This is a genomic window from Methylobacter sp. BlB1, from assembly GCF_015476545.1.
Lineage (GTDB): Bacteria > Pseudomonadota > Gammaproteobacteria > Methylococcales > Methylomonadaceae > Methylobacter.
This window is the reverse complement of record NZ_JADMKV010000012.1, coordinates 1-16,620: the sequence shown is the minus strand read 5'-3', so window position 1 is coordinate 16,620 and position 16,620 is coordinate 1. Positions and strand designations below refer to the sequence as shown.

The window sequence follows — 16,620 nt, the reverse complement described above, 5'->3', positions numbered from 1 at the left end:
ACGCTCTGGCCGATCAAAAACAATACTGGTGGCCGGTATGGTATTGACTATCTTGATAGGTAAATCATGGCAGGAAGCGGCGTCGGATCAAAAAAAATTCACCGCCGCGGGAGCGCCGAAAGTCGTTCAACTGATTGAGCCGGGGCTGATTGAGGTCAAACCCGGAAGCTTGCTGGAAAAGAAATTCGACATCTCGACTGTACAAAAAAAGCGCATCAGTACGCCTTTGCTGGTAGTGACCGGCGCCGTTGTTGCACACCTTCCTATCGGCTCGACGCCTAAAGAAGACCGCTGGCAGTTTAACAGTATTGAGTTATCCGGCGTTTATGCCGACTGGCTAAGAGCCCAGGCTGAAAAAGATTTCAATGCCAAACGTTTGGTAAAAATTCGCGAACTTACCGCAACGCAATTTAATTCCCAAAAGCTGGTTGTTGAGCGCCTCAGAAAGCTGGTTGCCACCGGTACGGAAGCAATTCGCGACTTGACCGCCGCGGAAGCCAACTTACTCGAGGTTCAATTGGAAGGCCAGAAAGACGTCTATGAGGCTGAAACGGCGCTCACTGTAGCCACTCGCAATAGTGCGGCGCTCGAGAGAAAGCTGTTGCAGGAAGGCGTGGACCCTCTTCTATTGCAGAGCTCCAATCCCGGCGTTTCTTTGATTATGGCTGACGTGCCCGAATTGAAAATTGGTCTTGTATCGGCAGGCCAGTCCTGTGTAGCGCGATTTTATGGGATTCCCAATCAGGCGTTTTTCGGCAAGGTACGCAGCCTGGCGCCCACCCTATCGGCTGAAAGACATACACTACGGGTGTTTTTTGAATTAAATGATCAGGCTAATCAATTTAAACCAGGCATGTATGCAGAAATCGGCCTGGGCACCGACCCGCGGGAAGCCATTATGGTTCCGGTTGATGGCGTCCTGCACAGCGGGGATGCCGATTATGTATTGATTGGAGCCGAGCCTGGCTTATGGCGCATCACCAAAGTAGAGGTCGGTGAAAGTATTGATGATCGCATTGAGATTCTTAAGGGCCTGCAAGGTGGCGAGCGTATTATCGGCAACGGCGCCATTTTGCTAAAACCGATGCTGGTTCAGTCGCTGCAGGGCGAAGAAGCCGGGAATACGCCAGGGTCTGCAGGAGTGACACGATGATTCCGCAATTACTCAATAAGGCGATGCATTATCGCTTGATGATTTTAAGCGGCACCCTCATAGTGATTATTCTCGGCTTATGGTCATTTTCGAGAATGCAGGTCGACGCCTATCCTGACATATCTTCACAGATGGTTCAGGTTATAACGGTCTTTCCAGGCCGAGCGCCCGAAGAAGTGGAGCGCCAGGTGACCGTACCGGTAGAAATTGAGATGCGCAATGTCCCCCGCGTGGTGAATATACGTTCCCGAACGATTTTCGGCCTGTCGGTGGTTCAGCTGACTTTCGAAGAAGGGGTTGAGAGCTATTGGGCCAGACAGCGCGTAGAGGAAAAGCTCACCAATATTAATCTGCCTAATGGCGCATCGGCCGAATTGGGCCCACTGGCGACAGCATACGGTGAAATACTGCGCTATGAGCTGATATCGGATGGTCGCTATGACCTTATCGAGCTTCGGTCAATCAATGATTGGATAGTCATTCCTCATCTGTTGCGCGCAGCCGGCGTCGCTGATGTTACCAACTTCGGCGGTTATGAAAAACAATACACAATACTGCTGCATCCGTCGCAATTAAAACGTTTTGGGCTATCTCTTAATGATATTGTCGATGCCGTACAATCTAACAATGAGAGCGCCGGCGGCAGCGTGCTGTCACGAGGGAGCATGTCTTTTGTCATTCGGGGTAAAGGCGCTTTGCAGGATATATCGGAAATTGGCAACATTTTCGTTAAATCCGTCGGCGGAACCCCAATTTATGTGCATGACGTAGCCGATGTGGAAGTCGGTGCCAAAATACCGTCCGGAATTCTGAGCAAAGATAACAAAGACGAATCCATTGAAGGCATTGTCCTGATGCGCCGAGGAGAAAACACTTCGGATACATTGGATCATGTCAAGACGGTGATCGCTGATCTTAATCAGATTGATTTGCCGGAAGGCGTCAAGCTGGCGCCATTCTATGATCGCACCCAATTGGTTGACACGACACTGCACACCGTAGGCCATAGCGTGCTTTTAGGGATATCACTGGTTACTGTGGTATTACTGTTCTTTCTGGGACGCCCTTCTCTGGCATTAATAGTGGCCTTGACCATTCCTTTTTCATTATTGTTTGCCCTGGTAATGATGAACGCTTTCGGCATTCCGATCGGCTTACTCTCAATCGGCGCCATTGATTTCGGTATCATCGTCGACGGCTCTGTCATTATGGCGGAAAACATCGCCCATCGTTTACATGATGCGACGCAAAAAAATGAACATACCAGCGCGGCGAAAACGGTATTGCTTGCGGCTTTGCAGGTAGAGCGCCCTGTCTTTTTCTCAATCCTGATGATAGTAGGCGCTTTCTTGCCGTTGCTGACTCTGACGCATATAGAGGGACTGTTATTTCGTCCTATGGCTCTGACTATTTTGTTCGCCTTGTTTGGCGCCATGTTATATGCGCTGTTTGTGGTGCCTGTTCTATCCAGCATCTTGTTTAAAAAAGGTTATCGCGATTGGGAAAATCCGATATTAACCTGGCTTTATCCTCGTTATGCTGCCGTGCTCAAGTTTTTATTACATTATCGCTGGCAGGCAATTGGAGTTTCAGTCGCTGTGCTTGCCGGCATTCTGGCATTAGTGATTCCTCGTCTCGGCACAGAGTTTTTGCCCTATATGGATGAAGGTGTTATCTGGGTGCGTGCGAATTTTCCTGAAGGGACCTCTTTACAACAATCATCAAAGTTCGGCAAACGGCTGCGCGAGATTATCACTGAGTTTCCGGATATAGATTTTATTGTCGTTCAAGCGGGCCGCAGCGATAGCGGTACCGATCCTTTTCCGCCCAGTCGAGTTGAAATGCTGATTAGCCCGAAGCCGCGAGACCAATGGGTCCAGTTCACACGTAAACAGGAGCTGCTTGCCGCCTTAGGATCTCGCTTCCGTAGCGAGTTTCCGACCACCCGCTTCAATTTCACTCAACCGATCATAGATAGCGTGACGGAAGATGCCAACGGCACCTCGGCCAATCTGGCGGTTGAATTTTCCGGCGCCGATTTGGGCGTTTTATTGAATCTGGCGAGAAAAACTCAAGCGCTGGTCAGCAAAGTTCCAGGCGCAGTGGATGTCGCTATCGAACAGGAAGGCCCTCAGCCGCAGTTGGTCATAAGCCCCGACCGAGCCCTGTGCGCCCGCTACAATGTCAATGTAGAAGATGTCACGCAGCTCATTGACGTGGCTATCGGCGGCGCGCCTATCGGCCTCCTGTTTGAAGGTGAACGGCGCGTTGATATTGTTGCCCGATTCGCGAAAGAAGTTTTACGTTCACCGGCCGCGATCGGGCGTCTGCCTGTCTATAATGCTGACGGCATACCTATCCCGCTAGCCCAGGTTGCTCATATTGATATTATCGATGGGCAGACATTAATTGCCCGAGCAGATGGAAGACGCCGATTGACCGTGAGGACGGATATCGTCGGACGCGACCAGGGCGGTTTTGTATCCGATGCACAACGGTTGTTCAAACGGGAAATTGAAGCGCCCAGCGGCTATCGCATAGCCTGGCTGGGGATGTTTGAGAATCTTGAACGGGCTGCCCAGCATTTCAAAATACTTGTGCCTTCAAGCATCGGCGTCATATTTCTTCTGCTGCTGGTGACATTCGGCTCGTTGCGGGCATCGCTGTCGCTACTGTTTGCGATTCCTTTCGCCTTCGTGGGCGGTGCCACTGCCCTTTATCTTCGGGGCATGAATTTGAACGTCTCCTCAGGCGTCGGCTTCGCAGCGGTTTTTGGAGTTTCGCTTATGAATGGCGTGCTGATCATAAGAACCATTACTGAATTACGCCTTGCCGGCATGCCTATGGATCAAGCCATTACCGAAGGCTCTGTGCGCTGCATCCGACCCATTCTGGTGGCATCATTAGTCGCTATTCTCGGCCTGGTACCTGCATCGCTCGCTACCGGGCTGGGTTCGGATGTACAGCGCCCCTTGGCTACCGTGATTGTCTGGGGGCTATTCAGCGCTACCGTTATGACGGTTCTGCTGGTGCCTATTCTCTATCGGTTATTCGAGCCGCGCATCAAATCGCCTACTCCGGAAGAACAAGAACTGGATGCGATAGCACCGCCTCATTAAGAAAATTGTAGTGCCAACAATACTCACAGAAAATATTGACTCCCGCAAACATCAACCCTACTGCAACAGTTTAAATGCCGGCACCCGCAATCACTAACGCGACAATTGCCCAGAACCGGAGCGATTGTGGTCAACGTCGCCAGTCGAAAGGCTCTATCGGGCTGCAACAAAGCCATCGGCGCCAGCATGATGGAAGGCGGTATCGGAAAGAATGAGGATTCGGCAAAACTTAATGCCGATGTTTAGGCCATGGCAGCGCTTATCATATAATTTCTGGAACATCACATTTCCGTTCCTGGCAAAAAAGGCACAAAACTTACCGGCTCCAGTTCTTCAACTTCAAATCCGCCTTGTATGCGGATAACCCGTTGCAACCGCTGATTGCCTGCTTTGCCGACCGGAACGATCATGACGCCGCCCAACGCCATCTGCTGCAGCAGCGTATTAGGAACCTCAGACGGTGCAGCCGACACAAGGATGCCGTCATAGGGCGCATGTTTCGGCCAGCCCAGGATGCCGTCGCCATGCAGAAAACTGACGTTCTTCAGTTTTAAATCCCACAAATGGCTTTTGGCTTTTCTCTGCAAAGGCCAGATTCTCTCTATGGAATACACGTGATCGACCAGCTGCGCCAGAATGGCGGTCTGATAACCGCAACCGGTACCGATCTCAAGCACTTTTTCCAGACGGCCGAACTCGAGCAGCAATTCCGTCATTCTGGCGACGATATAAGGTTGAGAGATAGTCTGATTATAGCCGATAGGCAAAGCGACATCTTCATACGCCCGGCTCGACAATGCCTCATCCATGAAAATATGCCGCGGCGTATTGCACATCGCATCGAGGATTTTATTGTTTTTAATGCCCTGTTGCGATAAGCGGCTGACCATGCGCTCCCGGGTACGCCGGGAAGTCATGCCGATCCCTTGCAATCGTTGCATCATAAGCCGTTCTCCTTAGGCAACCATTCCTTTATAGCATTTATGCGCTCATACCGGGTTAAATCGACTTGTAAAGGCGTAACTGACACATAACCTGTATTAACGGCATAAAAGTCAGTTCCGGGCCCGGCATCCTGTTCTGTTCCCGGCGGCCCTACCCAATAAATAATGCGCCCGCGAGGGTCATTAGTCTTGACCACCGGTTCGGCTTTATGCCGCTGACCCAAGCGCGTAGCCTGATAGCCCCTCAGATCCTTTATGGTCACATCGGGCACATTGACGTTCAGGATGGTATCCTGCGGCAAAGGGTGCTTGATCAATTGCTGCAGCAGCGTCACTGCCACATGCGCGGCTGTATCAAAATGGGTCGGATTGCTTGATGCCAGAGAGATGGCGATGGCGGGAAGCCCCAGAAAGCGGCCTTCGGTTGCCGCGGCGACGGTTCCGGAATAGAGCACATCATCGCCCAGATTTGCGCCATGGTTGATGCCGGCAAAAACCATGTCGGGCTCATGTTCCAACAGTCCCGTGACAGCCAAGTGCACGCAATCGGTCGGCGTGCCGTCCACTCGAACGAAACCGTTTTCAGCAACGGCCATCCGCAAAGGCCTTTCCAGTGTCAAAGAATTGCTTGCAGCGCTGCGGTTCCTGTCCGGTGCAACCACTGATAAGTCGGCATGTTTGCGCAATACATCCGCCAGCGCACAGAGCCCTTCAGCCAAGTACCCGTCATCATTACTTAACAAAATGTGCATTATCAGTCGCCCTGAAGCAAAATAAGCTATAGAATTTCACATCTTAGCAACAATACTCTTCAAAATCAGCTTTCGTGGTAAAAAAAAATCTCACTCCAGAAGACAGCCATTTATTTCGCCAGACGGTCGGAAAGGTAACGACTGTAAAAGACGATAAGGTACTGTTTACAGAAGATAAAAAACCCAAGCCTTTTCCCAAACCGGCCTCTGTCGATATGGAGGCCTATTTAATCGATAAGGCTGAAATAGATCTTGAAAGCGTGAGTCTTGAAGACACAATGAGCTTTCTTTCGCCGGGCCTGCAAAAAAATGTCTTAAAGAAACTGCGTCGCGGCTATTTTGGCCTCGACGCCGAAATCGACCTGCATGGACTAAGCAGCAATGAAGCCAAGCGCCAGTTGCTCAGATTTCTGCACATGTGCGTAGAAGACGGCTGCCGTTGTGTGCATATCGTACATGGCAAGGGCTATCGCTCGCCCGATAATCTTCCTGTTCTGAAAAACAACCTTAACCTATGGCTCAGGCAGCACAAGGACGTTCAGGCTTTTTGCTCGGCGCCGCCCAAAGACGGCGGCGCCGGCGCGGTTTTTGTGCTATTGCACGTCGCCGAGAAATACCGGAACGATAACGAGTTCTTTTAATCCACGGTCCATTGTACTAAGCCGCTATAGGCCGTGCCGATGACCAGCACGCCGAACACGATCCTGTACCAGGCAAACGCGGTAAAATCATGATGGCTGATATAGCGAAGCAAGGCGCGCACGGCTAACAAAGCGCTGAAAAAAGCCGCGACCAAACCGACAGCAAATACAGGCAAGTCTGTACTGTGCAGCAATTCGCGGTGCTTATATAAATCGTAAATGCTGGCGATAATTAAAGTCGGTATGGCCAGGAAGAAAGAAAACTCGGTCGACGCCTTGCGCGACAAGCCGAATAATAAACCGCCAATAATCGTCGACCCGGAGCGGGACGTGCCCGGTATCAGTGCCAGGGCCTGCGCAAAGCCGAGCTTTAACGCATCCATCGCGGTTAAATCCTCAACTTCATGAATGCGGATCTTATGCTCTCTTTTTTCGGCCCAGAAAATGATGAAGGCACCGATAATGAAAGCTGACGCGACAGGAATCGGTTTGAACAGATGCGCTTTAATCAGGCTGCCGAATAACAAGCCCAAAATCGCCAGCGGCAAGAAGGCAATCGCCAGATTGACAGTAAATTTGAGCGCCTCGGGCTGCCATTTCAATAAGCCAGCGATGGTCCTGCCGATCTTGGCCCGGTACTCCCAGCAGATCGCCAGAATGGCGCCTGTCTGAATCACAATTTCAAAAACCTTGCCGGTTTCATCGTTAAAACTCAGCAAATCGCCGACCAGGATCAAGTGTCCGGTACTGGAGATAGGCAGAAATTCGGTCAGTCCTTCGACGACACCCAAAATGAAAGCTTTTAAAGCGAGTATTAAATCCATTGTTGTCTCTTTGTTTATACTTCTTCGATAATTTCGCGTAATACCGCCGTCGCGTAACTGCCGGCCGGTAAGGTAAAACTCAGCGCCAATGCCTGGTCATCGATAAATTGCCATTGCAGATTACGGACGTTCACCCGTAGCGCGCGCCGGTCGCACTCCACATCGGCATTGACCAGGCCCTGAGCCAGATCTCCGTATTTATCGGCAACGGCTTGCTCAATCGCCCGAGCATCGGCCGATACACCCGGCTCACCTTTGCCCCACAAGGCACCTGTTGGATGTATTTCTTTCGCCTGCAGCCGCCGGATGATGTCCTGATCGGGCTGATCCGATTTGAAACAGCTATGCGACTGATCGAACATATAAGTATCGCCGGCAATCGCCTGATCCCAGGTTTGCTGCGTGATCCGGTAGGCCAGAATCTGATTGAAAAGATAAGAGCGAGCCGCCGATAAATAGATGCTGCGCTGCTCGCGTTTGACTTTCATGCCCTGAAACAACGCCAGAGCCTTGCTGACATTGCGGCCTTCATGGCCGAAACGCTGGGGGCCGAAATAATTGGCGATGCCGCCCGCTTTGATGGCTTCCAGCCGGGCAAGGGTTTGTTCCTGATCGCCCTGCCATTCCCGCACGACGATTTTGAAACTATTGCCGGACAGAACGCCGCGTTTTAATTTTTTGGCATGGCGGACAGATTCAAGAACCTTGACATTATCGGATGCAAACTGTGCCCAGTCGGGATCTGCCTTGCCCGGCAGCCAGACGCTGAACCACTGCGTCGTGACGGCATGCCGGTCTTTCAGGCCGGCATAGCTGACATCGCGCTGCCTGACATTGGCAAAACGGGCCAATTGCCTAGCTACGTAGTCGGTGTTTTCATCCTTTTTTTCTATGCGCAGAAACACATGCTCGCCGGCGCCTGCCGGCTCAAAGGACAGATGTTCGTCGACGATAAAATCTTCCGGTACTGTGCGGATGTTGCCGCGGCCGGCAGGCCCGCCGTAAACACAGGGCCACTCAGGTATTTCAATCAATTGCGTCAAATTAGGCTCGGCTTATCAGATAACGGGTTATTTTTCTATCAAGACAACTGCCTGAACGGCTATGCCCTCTTTGCGGCCTTCGAAGCCGAGCTTTTCCGTCGTGGTCGCCTTGACATTGACGCAATCGATGTCAACTTTCAGATCGTCGGCGATATTGCGGCACATTGCGCCGATATGGGGCGCCATTTTCGGCGCCTGAGCGATAATCGTGATATCGGCATTGGCCAGGCTGTAACCTTTTTCCTGCACAATGCGGTAAACATGGCGCAGCAAAACACGGCTGTCGGCGCCTTTAAACTCGGGATCGGTATCGGGAAAATGCTTGCCGATATCGCCCAGCGCCGCCGCACCCAGCAGGGCATCGCTTAAGGCATGCAGCACGACATCGCCGTCGGAATGCGCCTCCAGGCCTTTTTCATAGTCTATTTTTACGCCGCCTAAAATGATGTATTCGCCTTCTTTAAAGCGATGCACATCATAACCTTGTCCAACTCTGATCATTGTTGTTCCAAATAAAATTGTGCTAAAGGTAAATCTTCGGGCCGTGTGATCTTGATATTGTCGGGGCGGCCTTCGACGATTTTCGGCTGCAGCCCTTTCAATTCCAGCGCGCTGGCTTCATCAGTAATGGCCGGATTGCCTTCGGCTTCTTCCAGGGCGGTTTTTAATGTGCCGTAGCGGAACATTTGCGGCGTCAGCGCCCGCCAGATATGGTTCCTGTTCAGCGTGCCGGCAATTCGGCCGTCCTGTACATTTTTCAAGGTATCGTGCGAAGACAAAGCCAGTATGCCGCCCACGTCGTCATGGATCAGGCAGGCAATCAGGTGATGAATATCGGAAGCGGTGATGCAAGGCCGGGCCGCATCGTGCACCAGGACCCAATCACTATCCGATGCTTTACCGCTTATGGATTTCAGTGCCGAAAGCACTGAATCGGCGCGCTCCTTGCCGCCGGCCGCGGTCAGAATCTTTTCATGCTGCGCTATCGGCAATTGCGGCCAATAAGGATCGTCACTGGAGATGGCAACGGCAATAGCTTCAAAAACATCGGCTTGCAGCAATCGCGATAGCGTTTGCTCAATCACGGTTTTGCCGGCCAGTTCAAGGTATTGCTTGGGCCTGTCGGCCTGCATGCGTTTGCCGACGCCGGCCGCAGGCACAATGCCCCAGAATTTTGTGGATTCGGTCATTTATTACTAGTCAAACGATAGGATTTTATCCAGGCCGGGCCATATTCAAGCCCGCTACTATAATCCGATTATTATTCCAAAACCTGGAAGAACGTCTCATCTTCTCTAATCATGCCTAACTCATAGCGGGCTCTTTCCTCTATGGCGGCCTGCCCTTTTCTCAAGTCCAGCACCTCGGCGTAAAGCGTTTCGTTGCGCGCTTTTTTCTCCTCCACTTGTTCCTTCAGCTCGTCAAGACGCTGCTGATACGCGTGAATTTCCCGAATGCTGCCATCGCCATACCATAAACGGTATTGGAGATGAATGGTCAGCAAGATGATAATTACGATAAGACTTTTGATTGGCTCACCCTCGGAACGGATAACGGGCGGTTGTTAACCGCCCTGCATCATTCCAGAATCCAGCTGAATTACAGCATTTTGAATGCGCTACGGCCAGCGTATTTGGCCAAGCTGCCCAATTCATCCTCGATTTTCATCAGACGGTTATATTTGGCTACCCGGTCGGAGCGGCTCAAGGAACCGGTCTTGATCTGGCCGGTACCGGTCGCCACGGCCAAATCGGCAATCGTGGTGTCTTCGGTTTCGCCGGAACGGTGCGAAACAACCGCAGAATAACCGCCGGCCTGCGCCATGTTGATCGCATCCAGCGTTTCGGACAGCGTGCCGATCTGATTGAGCTTGATCAGGATGGAATTGGCGATATTTTTGTCGATGCCTTCTCTCAGGATGGCCGGGTTAGTCACAAACAGGTCATCGCCGACCAACTGGATCTGGTTGCCCAATTTTTCGGTCAGCATCTTCCAGCCGGTCCAATCATTCTGATCCAGGCCGTCTTCGATCGAGATAATCGGGTATTTCATGACCCAGTCCATGAAAAAGTCGGTCATTTGGGCTGAATCGAAGCTTTTGCCTTCCGCCGACAATTCATAACGGCCGTTTTTGAAATATTCGGAGCTGGCCGCATCCAGGCCCAGGCAGATGTCAACGCCCGGCTTGTAACCGGCCGTTTCTATCGCTTCGATAATGACGGCAATCGCTTCTTCGTTGGAGCTGAGGTTCGGCGCAAATCCGCCTTCGTCGCCGACCGTTGTGGCCAAGCCTTTCGATGTCAATACTTTTTTCAGATTATGGAACACTTCTGCACCATAACGGATCGCTTCACGGAAGGAAGGCGCGCCTACCGGCAAAATCATGAATTCCTGCAGATCGACGCTATTGTCCGCATGCGAGCCGCCATTGATGATGTTCATCATCGGCACCGGCATGATGAACTCGCCGCTCTTGTTCAGATGACGGTATAAAGGCAGGCCTGCTTCCTTGGCCGCCGCATGGGCAGCCGCCATGGAGACGGACAAAATGGCGTTAGCGCCTAAACGGCCTTTATTGTCGGTGCCGTCCAGTGCAAGCATTTTTTGATCGATGCCGGCCTGGTCGTCCGCATCCATGCCGATAATCGCGGCACGAATTTCAGCGTTGACGTTGGCTACGGCATTCAGTACGCCTTTGCCCAGATAACGGCTTTTATCGCCGTCACGCAGTTCTATTGCTTCGCGCTCACCCGTTGATGCGCCGGAAGGCACCATGGCGCTGCCTGTCACGCCGGAAGCTAAAACAACCTCCGCTTCAACAGTTGGATTGCCTCGCGAATCAAGAATTTCTCTAGCGCGAATATCGACTATTTTGGCCATGCTGATGACTCCTTTATTGTTATAGGGTTGTTTCTATGAGATGAGTGGATTTAACGGCCCGATCGATCGTGGCTAAGGTTTCCAGCAGTTCCTTCATTCTGCGCAGCGGCCAGGAATTCGGGCCATCGCTCAAGGCTTCCGCCGGATTCGGATGCGTCTCCATGAACAGCCCGGCAATGCCGACGGCCATGGCAGCTCTTGCCAGCACCGGCACAAATTCGCGCTGCCCGCCGGAAGACGTGCCCTGTCCGCCCGGCAACTGCACTGAATGCGTCGCGTCGTAAACGACCGGGCAGCCGGTGTCTCTCATGACCGCCAGTGAACGCATGTCGGACACCAGATTGTTGTAGCCGAACGATACGCCGCGCTCGCAGACCATGATCTGCTGGTTGCCTGTCGCCTTGGCTTTATTGGCGGCATGGATCATATCCCAGGGAGCCAGAAACTGGCCTTTCTTGATATTGACCGGAATGCCCTGCCTAGCCACGTCCTGAATGAAATTGGTCTGCCGGCATAGAAAGGCCGGCGTCTGCATAACGTCGACGACCGAGGCCACTTCCGCCAGCGGCGTGTCTTCATGCACATCGGTCAATACCGGTACGCGGATCTGCTGTTTGACCTTTTCCAGGATTTTCAGTCCCCGTTCCACGCCGGGCCCGCGGTAACTTTCATGCGAAGAGCGGTTGGCCTTGTCAAAGGATGACTTGTAAATGAACGGAATGTTCAATGCCGACGTGATCTCCTTGAGATAGCCCGCCGTATCCAGCGCCATTTGCTCGCTCTCGATGACGCAGGTGCCGGCGATCAGAAAGAAAGGCTGGTCGAGGCCGGCTTCAAAATGGCACAGCTTCATTATAGCGTTCCCTTTTTGTGTTTGGATGCGGCAATGACGAATCCTGAAAACAATGGATGACCTTTTCTCGGCGTTGACGTGAATTCAGGATGGAACTGACAAGCCAGGAACCATGGGTGATCCGGGATCTCAATGACCTCCACCAGCCGGCCGTCGATGGATTTGCCTGAAAAGCGCATGCCGGCTTTCTCGAGTTTTTCAACATACTGATTGTTGAACTCATAGCGATGGCGATGCCTTTCGGTAATCACGTCTTTCTGATAAAGCTGGAAAGCCAATGAGTCAGGCTGCAGCAGACATTGCTGGCCGCCCAGACGCATGGTTCCGCCTAAATCGGAGTTTTCGTCGCGCGTTTCGATCTGGCCGCTTTCAGCCATCCATTCGGTAATCAGACCGATGACCGGATGCGGTGATTTCGGCAGGAACTCCGTACTGTGCGCGCCTTCAAGGCCGGCTACGTCGCGCGCATACTCGATCACGGCAACCTGCATGCCCAGGCAAATGCCCAGATAAGGGATCTTGTTCTCACGTGCGAATCTGACTGTGGCGATTTTGCCTTCCACGCCGCGCTCGCCGAAACCGCCCGGTACCAGAATCGCATCGACATTTTTCAAACGCGATACGCCTTCGTCCTCGATGATTTCGGAATCGATGTAATGGATATTGACTTTATGGCGCGTGCGGATGCCGGCATGAATCAAGGCTTCACTCAGCGACTTATAGGCATCGGTATGATCAACATATTTGCCGACGATGGCGATATTGACCTCATCGGTCGGGTGAGTCAACGCATCAACCACATTTTGCCATTCGGTCAAATCGGCCGGCGGCACATCCAGCCGCAATTTATGCACGACGATGTCGTCCAGGCCTTGATCATGCAGCAGCAGCGGAATGCGATAGATCGAGTCGGCATCGACGGCCGTGATGACCGCTTTTTCCTCGACATTGGTGAACAAGGCGATTTTGCGCCGCTCGCTGATCGGCACCGGCTGTTCAGAACGGCAGATCAGGATATCGGGCTGTATGCCGATAGTACGCAATTCCTTGACCGAATGTTGAGTAGGTTTGGTTTTGATTTCGCCGGCGGAACGGATATACGGAACCAACGTTAAATGGATGAACAATGATCTGTCGGCGCCCAACTCGACGCGCAACTGACGGATGGCTTCCAGGAAAGGCAGCGACTCGATATCGCCGACCGTGCCGCCGACTTCGATCAGCGCCACATCCATGCCTTCGGCGCTTTGATAAACACGGCGCTTGATTTCATCGGTGATATGCGGAATGACCTGAACCGTCGCGCCCAGGTATTCGCCTTTACGCTCCCGGCGCAGCACGCTTTCGTAGATCTGGCCGGTCGTGAAATTATTTTTCTTGGCCATGGTGGTTTTAAGAAACCGCTCGTAATGACCCAAGTCCAGGTCCGTTTCGGCGCCGTCTTCGGTAACGAACACCTCGCCATGCTGAAAAGGGCTCATGGTGCCCGGATCCACATTGATATAGGGGTCCAGCTTGGTCATGGTGACTTTAAGGCCACGGGCCTCAAGAATAGCCGCCAGCGAGGAAGCCGCAATACCCTTGCCAAGAGATGATACGACGCCGCCGGTAATGAAAATGTATTTTGTCATGTAGAATTTTTAGACTTCAGATGATAACTGATGCAGTTGTGGCGATTGCTCCCGTTGCCCCGCTCTCCCTTCCATGGAGCCGCAAAACATGCCCATTTTAATCGACAATGGGAAATTCGTCATGGTCTTTCAAGCTTTATTCCTGTCCTTGCCTGCACAGCCTGATGCAGGCATCTGTTTTTTCAGCGTAAAATTCGGCACTGATCCATTTATCGCCGACAGCCGCGAGCTTGTCATCCAAATAAATCAGCGGCATGCCCTCCCGTTCCCACGGCGGAATCCCTGCCTCCTGGAACAGATTTTTAAGGACGTGGCGACCTTTACGGCCCGGCAATGAAATTTTTTCGCCGCCGCGTCGAAATCTGACGACCACGTTGGCATTCAGCCAGCGCTCGCGCAATATGCCGGTCGATGAAGGCAAACAAAGCCAAACCTGACCATCGGCCGTTTTCAGCGAAGCTTGCCCGACAGGCCAGCTGATGTCCTGCAACGCCTGCTTTGGCGACTGCTTCAGGCAATACAGCTTATCCCGGTAGCGCCGCACATCGTATCCCCGGCCGGAAAGCACAGGATCACTCCCGACTCTTGCCGCAACAATCTGGCTCAGAATCCGTTCAACAAAATCCTGGGCCGGCATTTTCAAGCCCAGCGTCTGGAACCAATGCCTGATGACCAACTGCTGTCTGGGCTTGTTTAATAGCTGCAAGCTGCTGATCGACAATGTTTTGTCGGCTTCATTGAAAACGGCATGAAACAAATCGCCGGCAATGACCGAGATCAACGCCTGCGCCTCGGCGCAATGTCTGGCCGAACGGGCAACCGTTTTGTCGCATGCCGACCAGCGCTGTTTGATCAGCGGCACGATGATGTTGCGCAGGAAATTGCGGTCGTAATCGATATGCAGATTGCTGGGATCTTCCACCCAGCTCAGCTTGTGCGCCTCTGCATAGTGCCTTATCGCTTGCCTGGACACATTTAGCAATGGCCTGAGCATCAAGCCCCGGCCAAAAACCATGTGCTCGGGCATGCCGGACAATCCGCGCAGGCCGCTGCCGCGGAACAGCTGAAGCAATACCGTCTCCAGCTGATCATCCCTGTGCTGTGCCACCAGCAGCACATCGTCTGCATCCATCAAAGCCTTTAACGCGCTATATCGGGCGTTTCTTGCCGCTTCCTCGGGACTTTCTCCGGGCGCGGCAACGGCATTGACATAGAGCGCCTTAAAACTAACACCGAGCGCTCCGGCCGCATTCCTGCAATGCGTAGCCCAGGCATCGGCTTCCGCCTGCAGGCCATGATGGACATAGACCGCCGTTATTCTACCGGCGAGTCCCGGCATTGATGCGCATAGATGCAGCAAAACATGCGAATCGACGCCGCCGCTATAGGCTACATAAAGATGCGCGCCCGGTTTAACCTGATCCAGCGCCGATTCTATGACTGATGATGACAGCATGCCGTATAGCCTAAAAAAACAAAAGGCCGGCAAAAGCCGGCCTGAAGATCGGACCGATAAGCCGGAATTTAACGGCCCTCCTCGACGATAAAGGAACCGAAGCTCATAAGCCGCTGATAACGTTTTTCCAGCATTTTCTCAACGGATTGCTGCTTTAATTCATCCATATGGCGGATCAGCGCTTCCCTTAAATTCAAGGCAGTCGCCTGGAAATTTCTGTGCCCGCCGCCCAATGGCTCTCTGACCACTTCGTCCAGCAAGCCTTGCTCGCGGATACGATCGGAGGTAATGCCCATCGCTTCCGCCGCCAACTGCGATTTATCGGCGCTTTTCCATAGAATGGATGCGCAGCCTTCCGGCGAAATAACAGAATACGTACTGTACTCGAGCATGATCAACCGATCGCCGACGCCGATGGCCAAGGCCCCGCCGGAACCGCCCTCGCCGATAATCGTACAGATAATGGGCGTTCTCAGCTTCGCCATTTCGAACAGGTTTCTGGCGATCGCCTCGCTTTGGCCGCGCTCCTCGGCGCCGATGCCCGGATAAGCGCCCGGTGTGTCGATCAGGCAGATAATCGGCATTTTAAAGCGCTCGGCCATCTTCATGATCCGCAGCGCCTTGCGGTAACCTTCGGGGCGCGGCATGCCGAAATTGCGATAGATCTTTTCCTTCGTATCGCGGCCTTTCTGATGGCCGATAACCATTACCGGCTGGCCTTCCAGCCTGGCCAGGCCGCAAACGATAGCAGGATCGTCGGCATACGTGCGATCGCCGTGCAACTCGTGGAAATCGGTAAACATATGCTCGATATAATCCAGCGTGTATGGACGACCGGGATGTCTGGATAATTGGGAAATTTGCCAGTCGGAAAGATCGGAAAAAATCGACTCGGTCAATGCGAGACTTTTTTCTTCGAGATGCTTAATCGCTTCTGAGATATTAATATTGTTATCAAACTCCACATTGCGGAGTTCTTCAATTTTCGCTTCTAGCTCAGCGATGGGTTGTTCAAAATCGAGGAATTTTAGATCCATGGAGACTTGGCTGTTAAATATTGCTGAAAAAGGGATTTTATAGAAAAACCGTTTTTAATTCTAAAAAATTTCCTGTTTGTTTAAGTACATCTGATATTTTCATTCAATAAAAGCAGCTGATGTTACGCAGTAAGTTGAATTCAGATCAGTTTAGTAAAGTGTCGCTGGCGCGACGGATTATTTTAATCGGGTTCTCGCACCCGAAGGCGAGTTCCTTTTCTTTGCGCGGCCCCGGCAACTGCTCCTGCGTTGCTCTAACTCCTGCATCCATGCAGTCGAAAGAAAAG

16 protein-coding genes are annotated in these 16,620 nt (G+C 52.3%); 4 read left to right on the top strand and 12 right to left on the bottom strand.

What is annotated here, in order from left to right; genetic code table 11:
• Window positions 1-37: 37 nt before the first annotated feature.
• From IT781_RS06650 to IT781_RS06640, 3 genes are all read left to right on the top strand, one after another.
• On the top strand, window positions 38-1,153 hold the full coding sequence (locus IT781_RS06650) for an efflux RND transporter periplasmic adaptor subunit (RefSeq protein WP_194969360.1): 1,116 nt from the start codon (window positions 38-40) through the stop codon (window positions 1,151-1,153).
• Window positions 1,150-4,272, top strand: coding sequence for an efflux RND transporter permease subunit (locus IT781_RS06645; protein ID WP_194969359.1), 3,123 nt, complete (start codon window positions 1,150-1,152; stop codon window positions 4,270-4,272). Before IT781_RS06650 ends, IT781_RS06645 begins: the two co-directional genes overlap by 4 nt.
• Window positions 4,273-4,377: 105 nt before the next feature.
• A complete protein-coding gene (locus tag IT781_RS06640) occupies window positions 4,378-4,518 on the top strand; it encodes a hypothetical protein (RefSeq protein WP_194969358.1) in 141 nt (46 codons plus the stop codon).
• Between the two features lie 35 nt (window positions 4,519-4,553).
• On the opposite strand, the gene IT781_RS06635 is transcribed toward IT781_RS06640, so the two are convergent.
• A complete protein-coding gene (locus tag IT781_RS06635) occupies window positions 4,554-5,216 on the bottom strand; it encodes a protein-L-isoaspartate(D-aspartate) O-methyltransferase (RefSeq protein ID WP_194969357.1) in 663 nt (220 codons plus the stop codon).
• The gene (gene surE, locus IT781_RS06630; protein ID WP_194969356.1) at window positions 5,213-5,968 is read right to left on the bottom strand and encodes a 5'/3'-nucleotidase SurE; all 756 of its coding nucleotides are present in this window, start codon (window positions 5,966-5,968) and stop codon (window positions 5,213-5,215) included. Before surE ends, IT781_RS06635 begins: the two co-directional genes overlap by 4 nt.
• A gap of 74 nt (window positions 5,969-6,042) precedes the next feature.
• Between surE and IT781_RS06625 the strand changes: the two genes are divergently transcribed.
• Entirely contained in the window at window positions 6,043-6,609 is a 567-nt protein-coding gene (locus tag IT781_RS06625) for a Smr/MutS family protein (RefSeq protein WP_194969355.1), read from the top strand.
• Here IT781_RS06625 and IT781_RS06620 read toward each other — a convergent pair.
• The 10 genes from IT781_RS06620 to accA all read right to left on the bottom strand — a co-directional run bounded on the left by IT781_RS06620 (window position 6,606) and on the right by accA (window position 16,333).
• Entirely contained in the window at window positions 6,606-7,433 is an 828-nt protein-coding gene (locus IT781_RS06620; protein WP_194969354.1) for an undecaprenyl-diphosphate phosphatase, read from the bottom strand. The two genes, IT781_RS06625 and IT781_RS06620, sit on opposite strands and share 4 nt — an antisense overlap.
• Window positions 7,434-7,447: 14 nt before the next feature.
• The gene (gene truD / locus IT781_RS06615; RefSeq protein ID WP_194969353.1) at window positions 7,448-8,476 is read right to left on the bottom strand and encodes a tRNA pseudouridine(13) synthase TruD; all 1,029 of its coding nucleotides are present in this window, start codon (window positions 8,474-8,476) and stop codon (window positions 7,448-7,450) included.
• Window positions 8,477-8,503: 27 nt separating this feature from the next.
• Entirely contained in the window at window positions 8,504-8,977 is a 474-nt protein-coding gene (gene ispF / locus IT781_RS06610) for a 2-C-methyl-D-erythritol 2,4-cyclodiphosphate synthase (protein ID WP_194969352.1), read from the bottom strand.
• Window positions 8,974-9,666: a 2-C-methyl-D-erythritol 4-phosphate cytidylyltransferase gene (ispD, locus tag IT781_RS06605; RefSeq protein WP_194969351.1), complete on the bottom strand. Its 693-nt coding sequence runs from the start codon at window positions 9,664-9,666 to the stop codon at window positions 8,974-8,976. Before ispD ends, ispF begins: the two co-directional genes overlap by 4 nt.
• A gap of 71 nt (window positions 9,667-9,737) precedes the next feature.
• Complete coding sequence (gene ftsB / locus IT781_RS06600; RefSeq protein WP_194969420.1) at window positions 9,738-10,007, bottom strand: cell division protein FtsB; 270 nt, start codon at window positions 10,005-10,007, stop codon at window positions 9,738-9,740.
• Window positions 10,008-10,075: 68 nt separating this feature from the next.
• A complete protein-coding gene (gene eno, locus IT781_RS06595) occupies window positions 10,076-11,356 on the bottom strand; it encodes a phosphopyruvate hydratase (protein ID WP_194969350.1) in 1,281 nt (426 codons plus the stop codon).
• A gap of 19 nt (window positions 11,357-11,375) precedes the next feature.
• Complete coding sequence (gene kdsA / locus IT781_RS06590; protein ID WP_194969349.1) at window positions 11,376-12,209, bottom strand: 3-deoxy-8-phosphooctulonate synthase; 834 nt, start codon at window positions 12,207-12,209, stop codon at window positions 11,376-11,378.
• Window positions 12,209-13,840, bottom strand: a complete 1,632-nt coding sequence (locus IT781_RS06585; RefSeq protein WP_194969348.1) for a CTP synthase — start codon at window positions 13,838-13,840, stop codon at window positions 12,209-12,211. The genes kdsA and IT781_RS06585 overlap by 1 nt, the downstream gene beginning before the upstream one ends.
• Before the next feature lie 136 nt (window positions 13,841-13,976).
• The gene (gene tilS / locus IT781_RS06580) at window positions 13,977-15,296 is read right to left on the bottom strand and encodes a tRNA lysidine(34) synthetase TilS (protein WP_194969347.1); all 1,320 of its coding nucleotides are present in this window, start codon (window positions 15,294-15,296) and stop codon (window positions 13,977-13,979) included.
• 68 nt (window positions 15,297-15,364) lie between these two features.
• Entirely contained in the window at window positions 15,365-16,333 is a 969-nt protein-coding gene (gene accA, locus IT781_RS06575; RefSeq protein ID WP_194969346.1) for an acetyl-CoA carboxylase carboxyl transferase subunit alpha, read from the bottom strand.
• Window positions 16,334-16,620 lie beyond the last annotated feature (287 nt).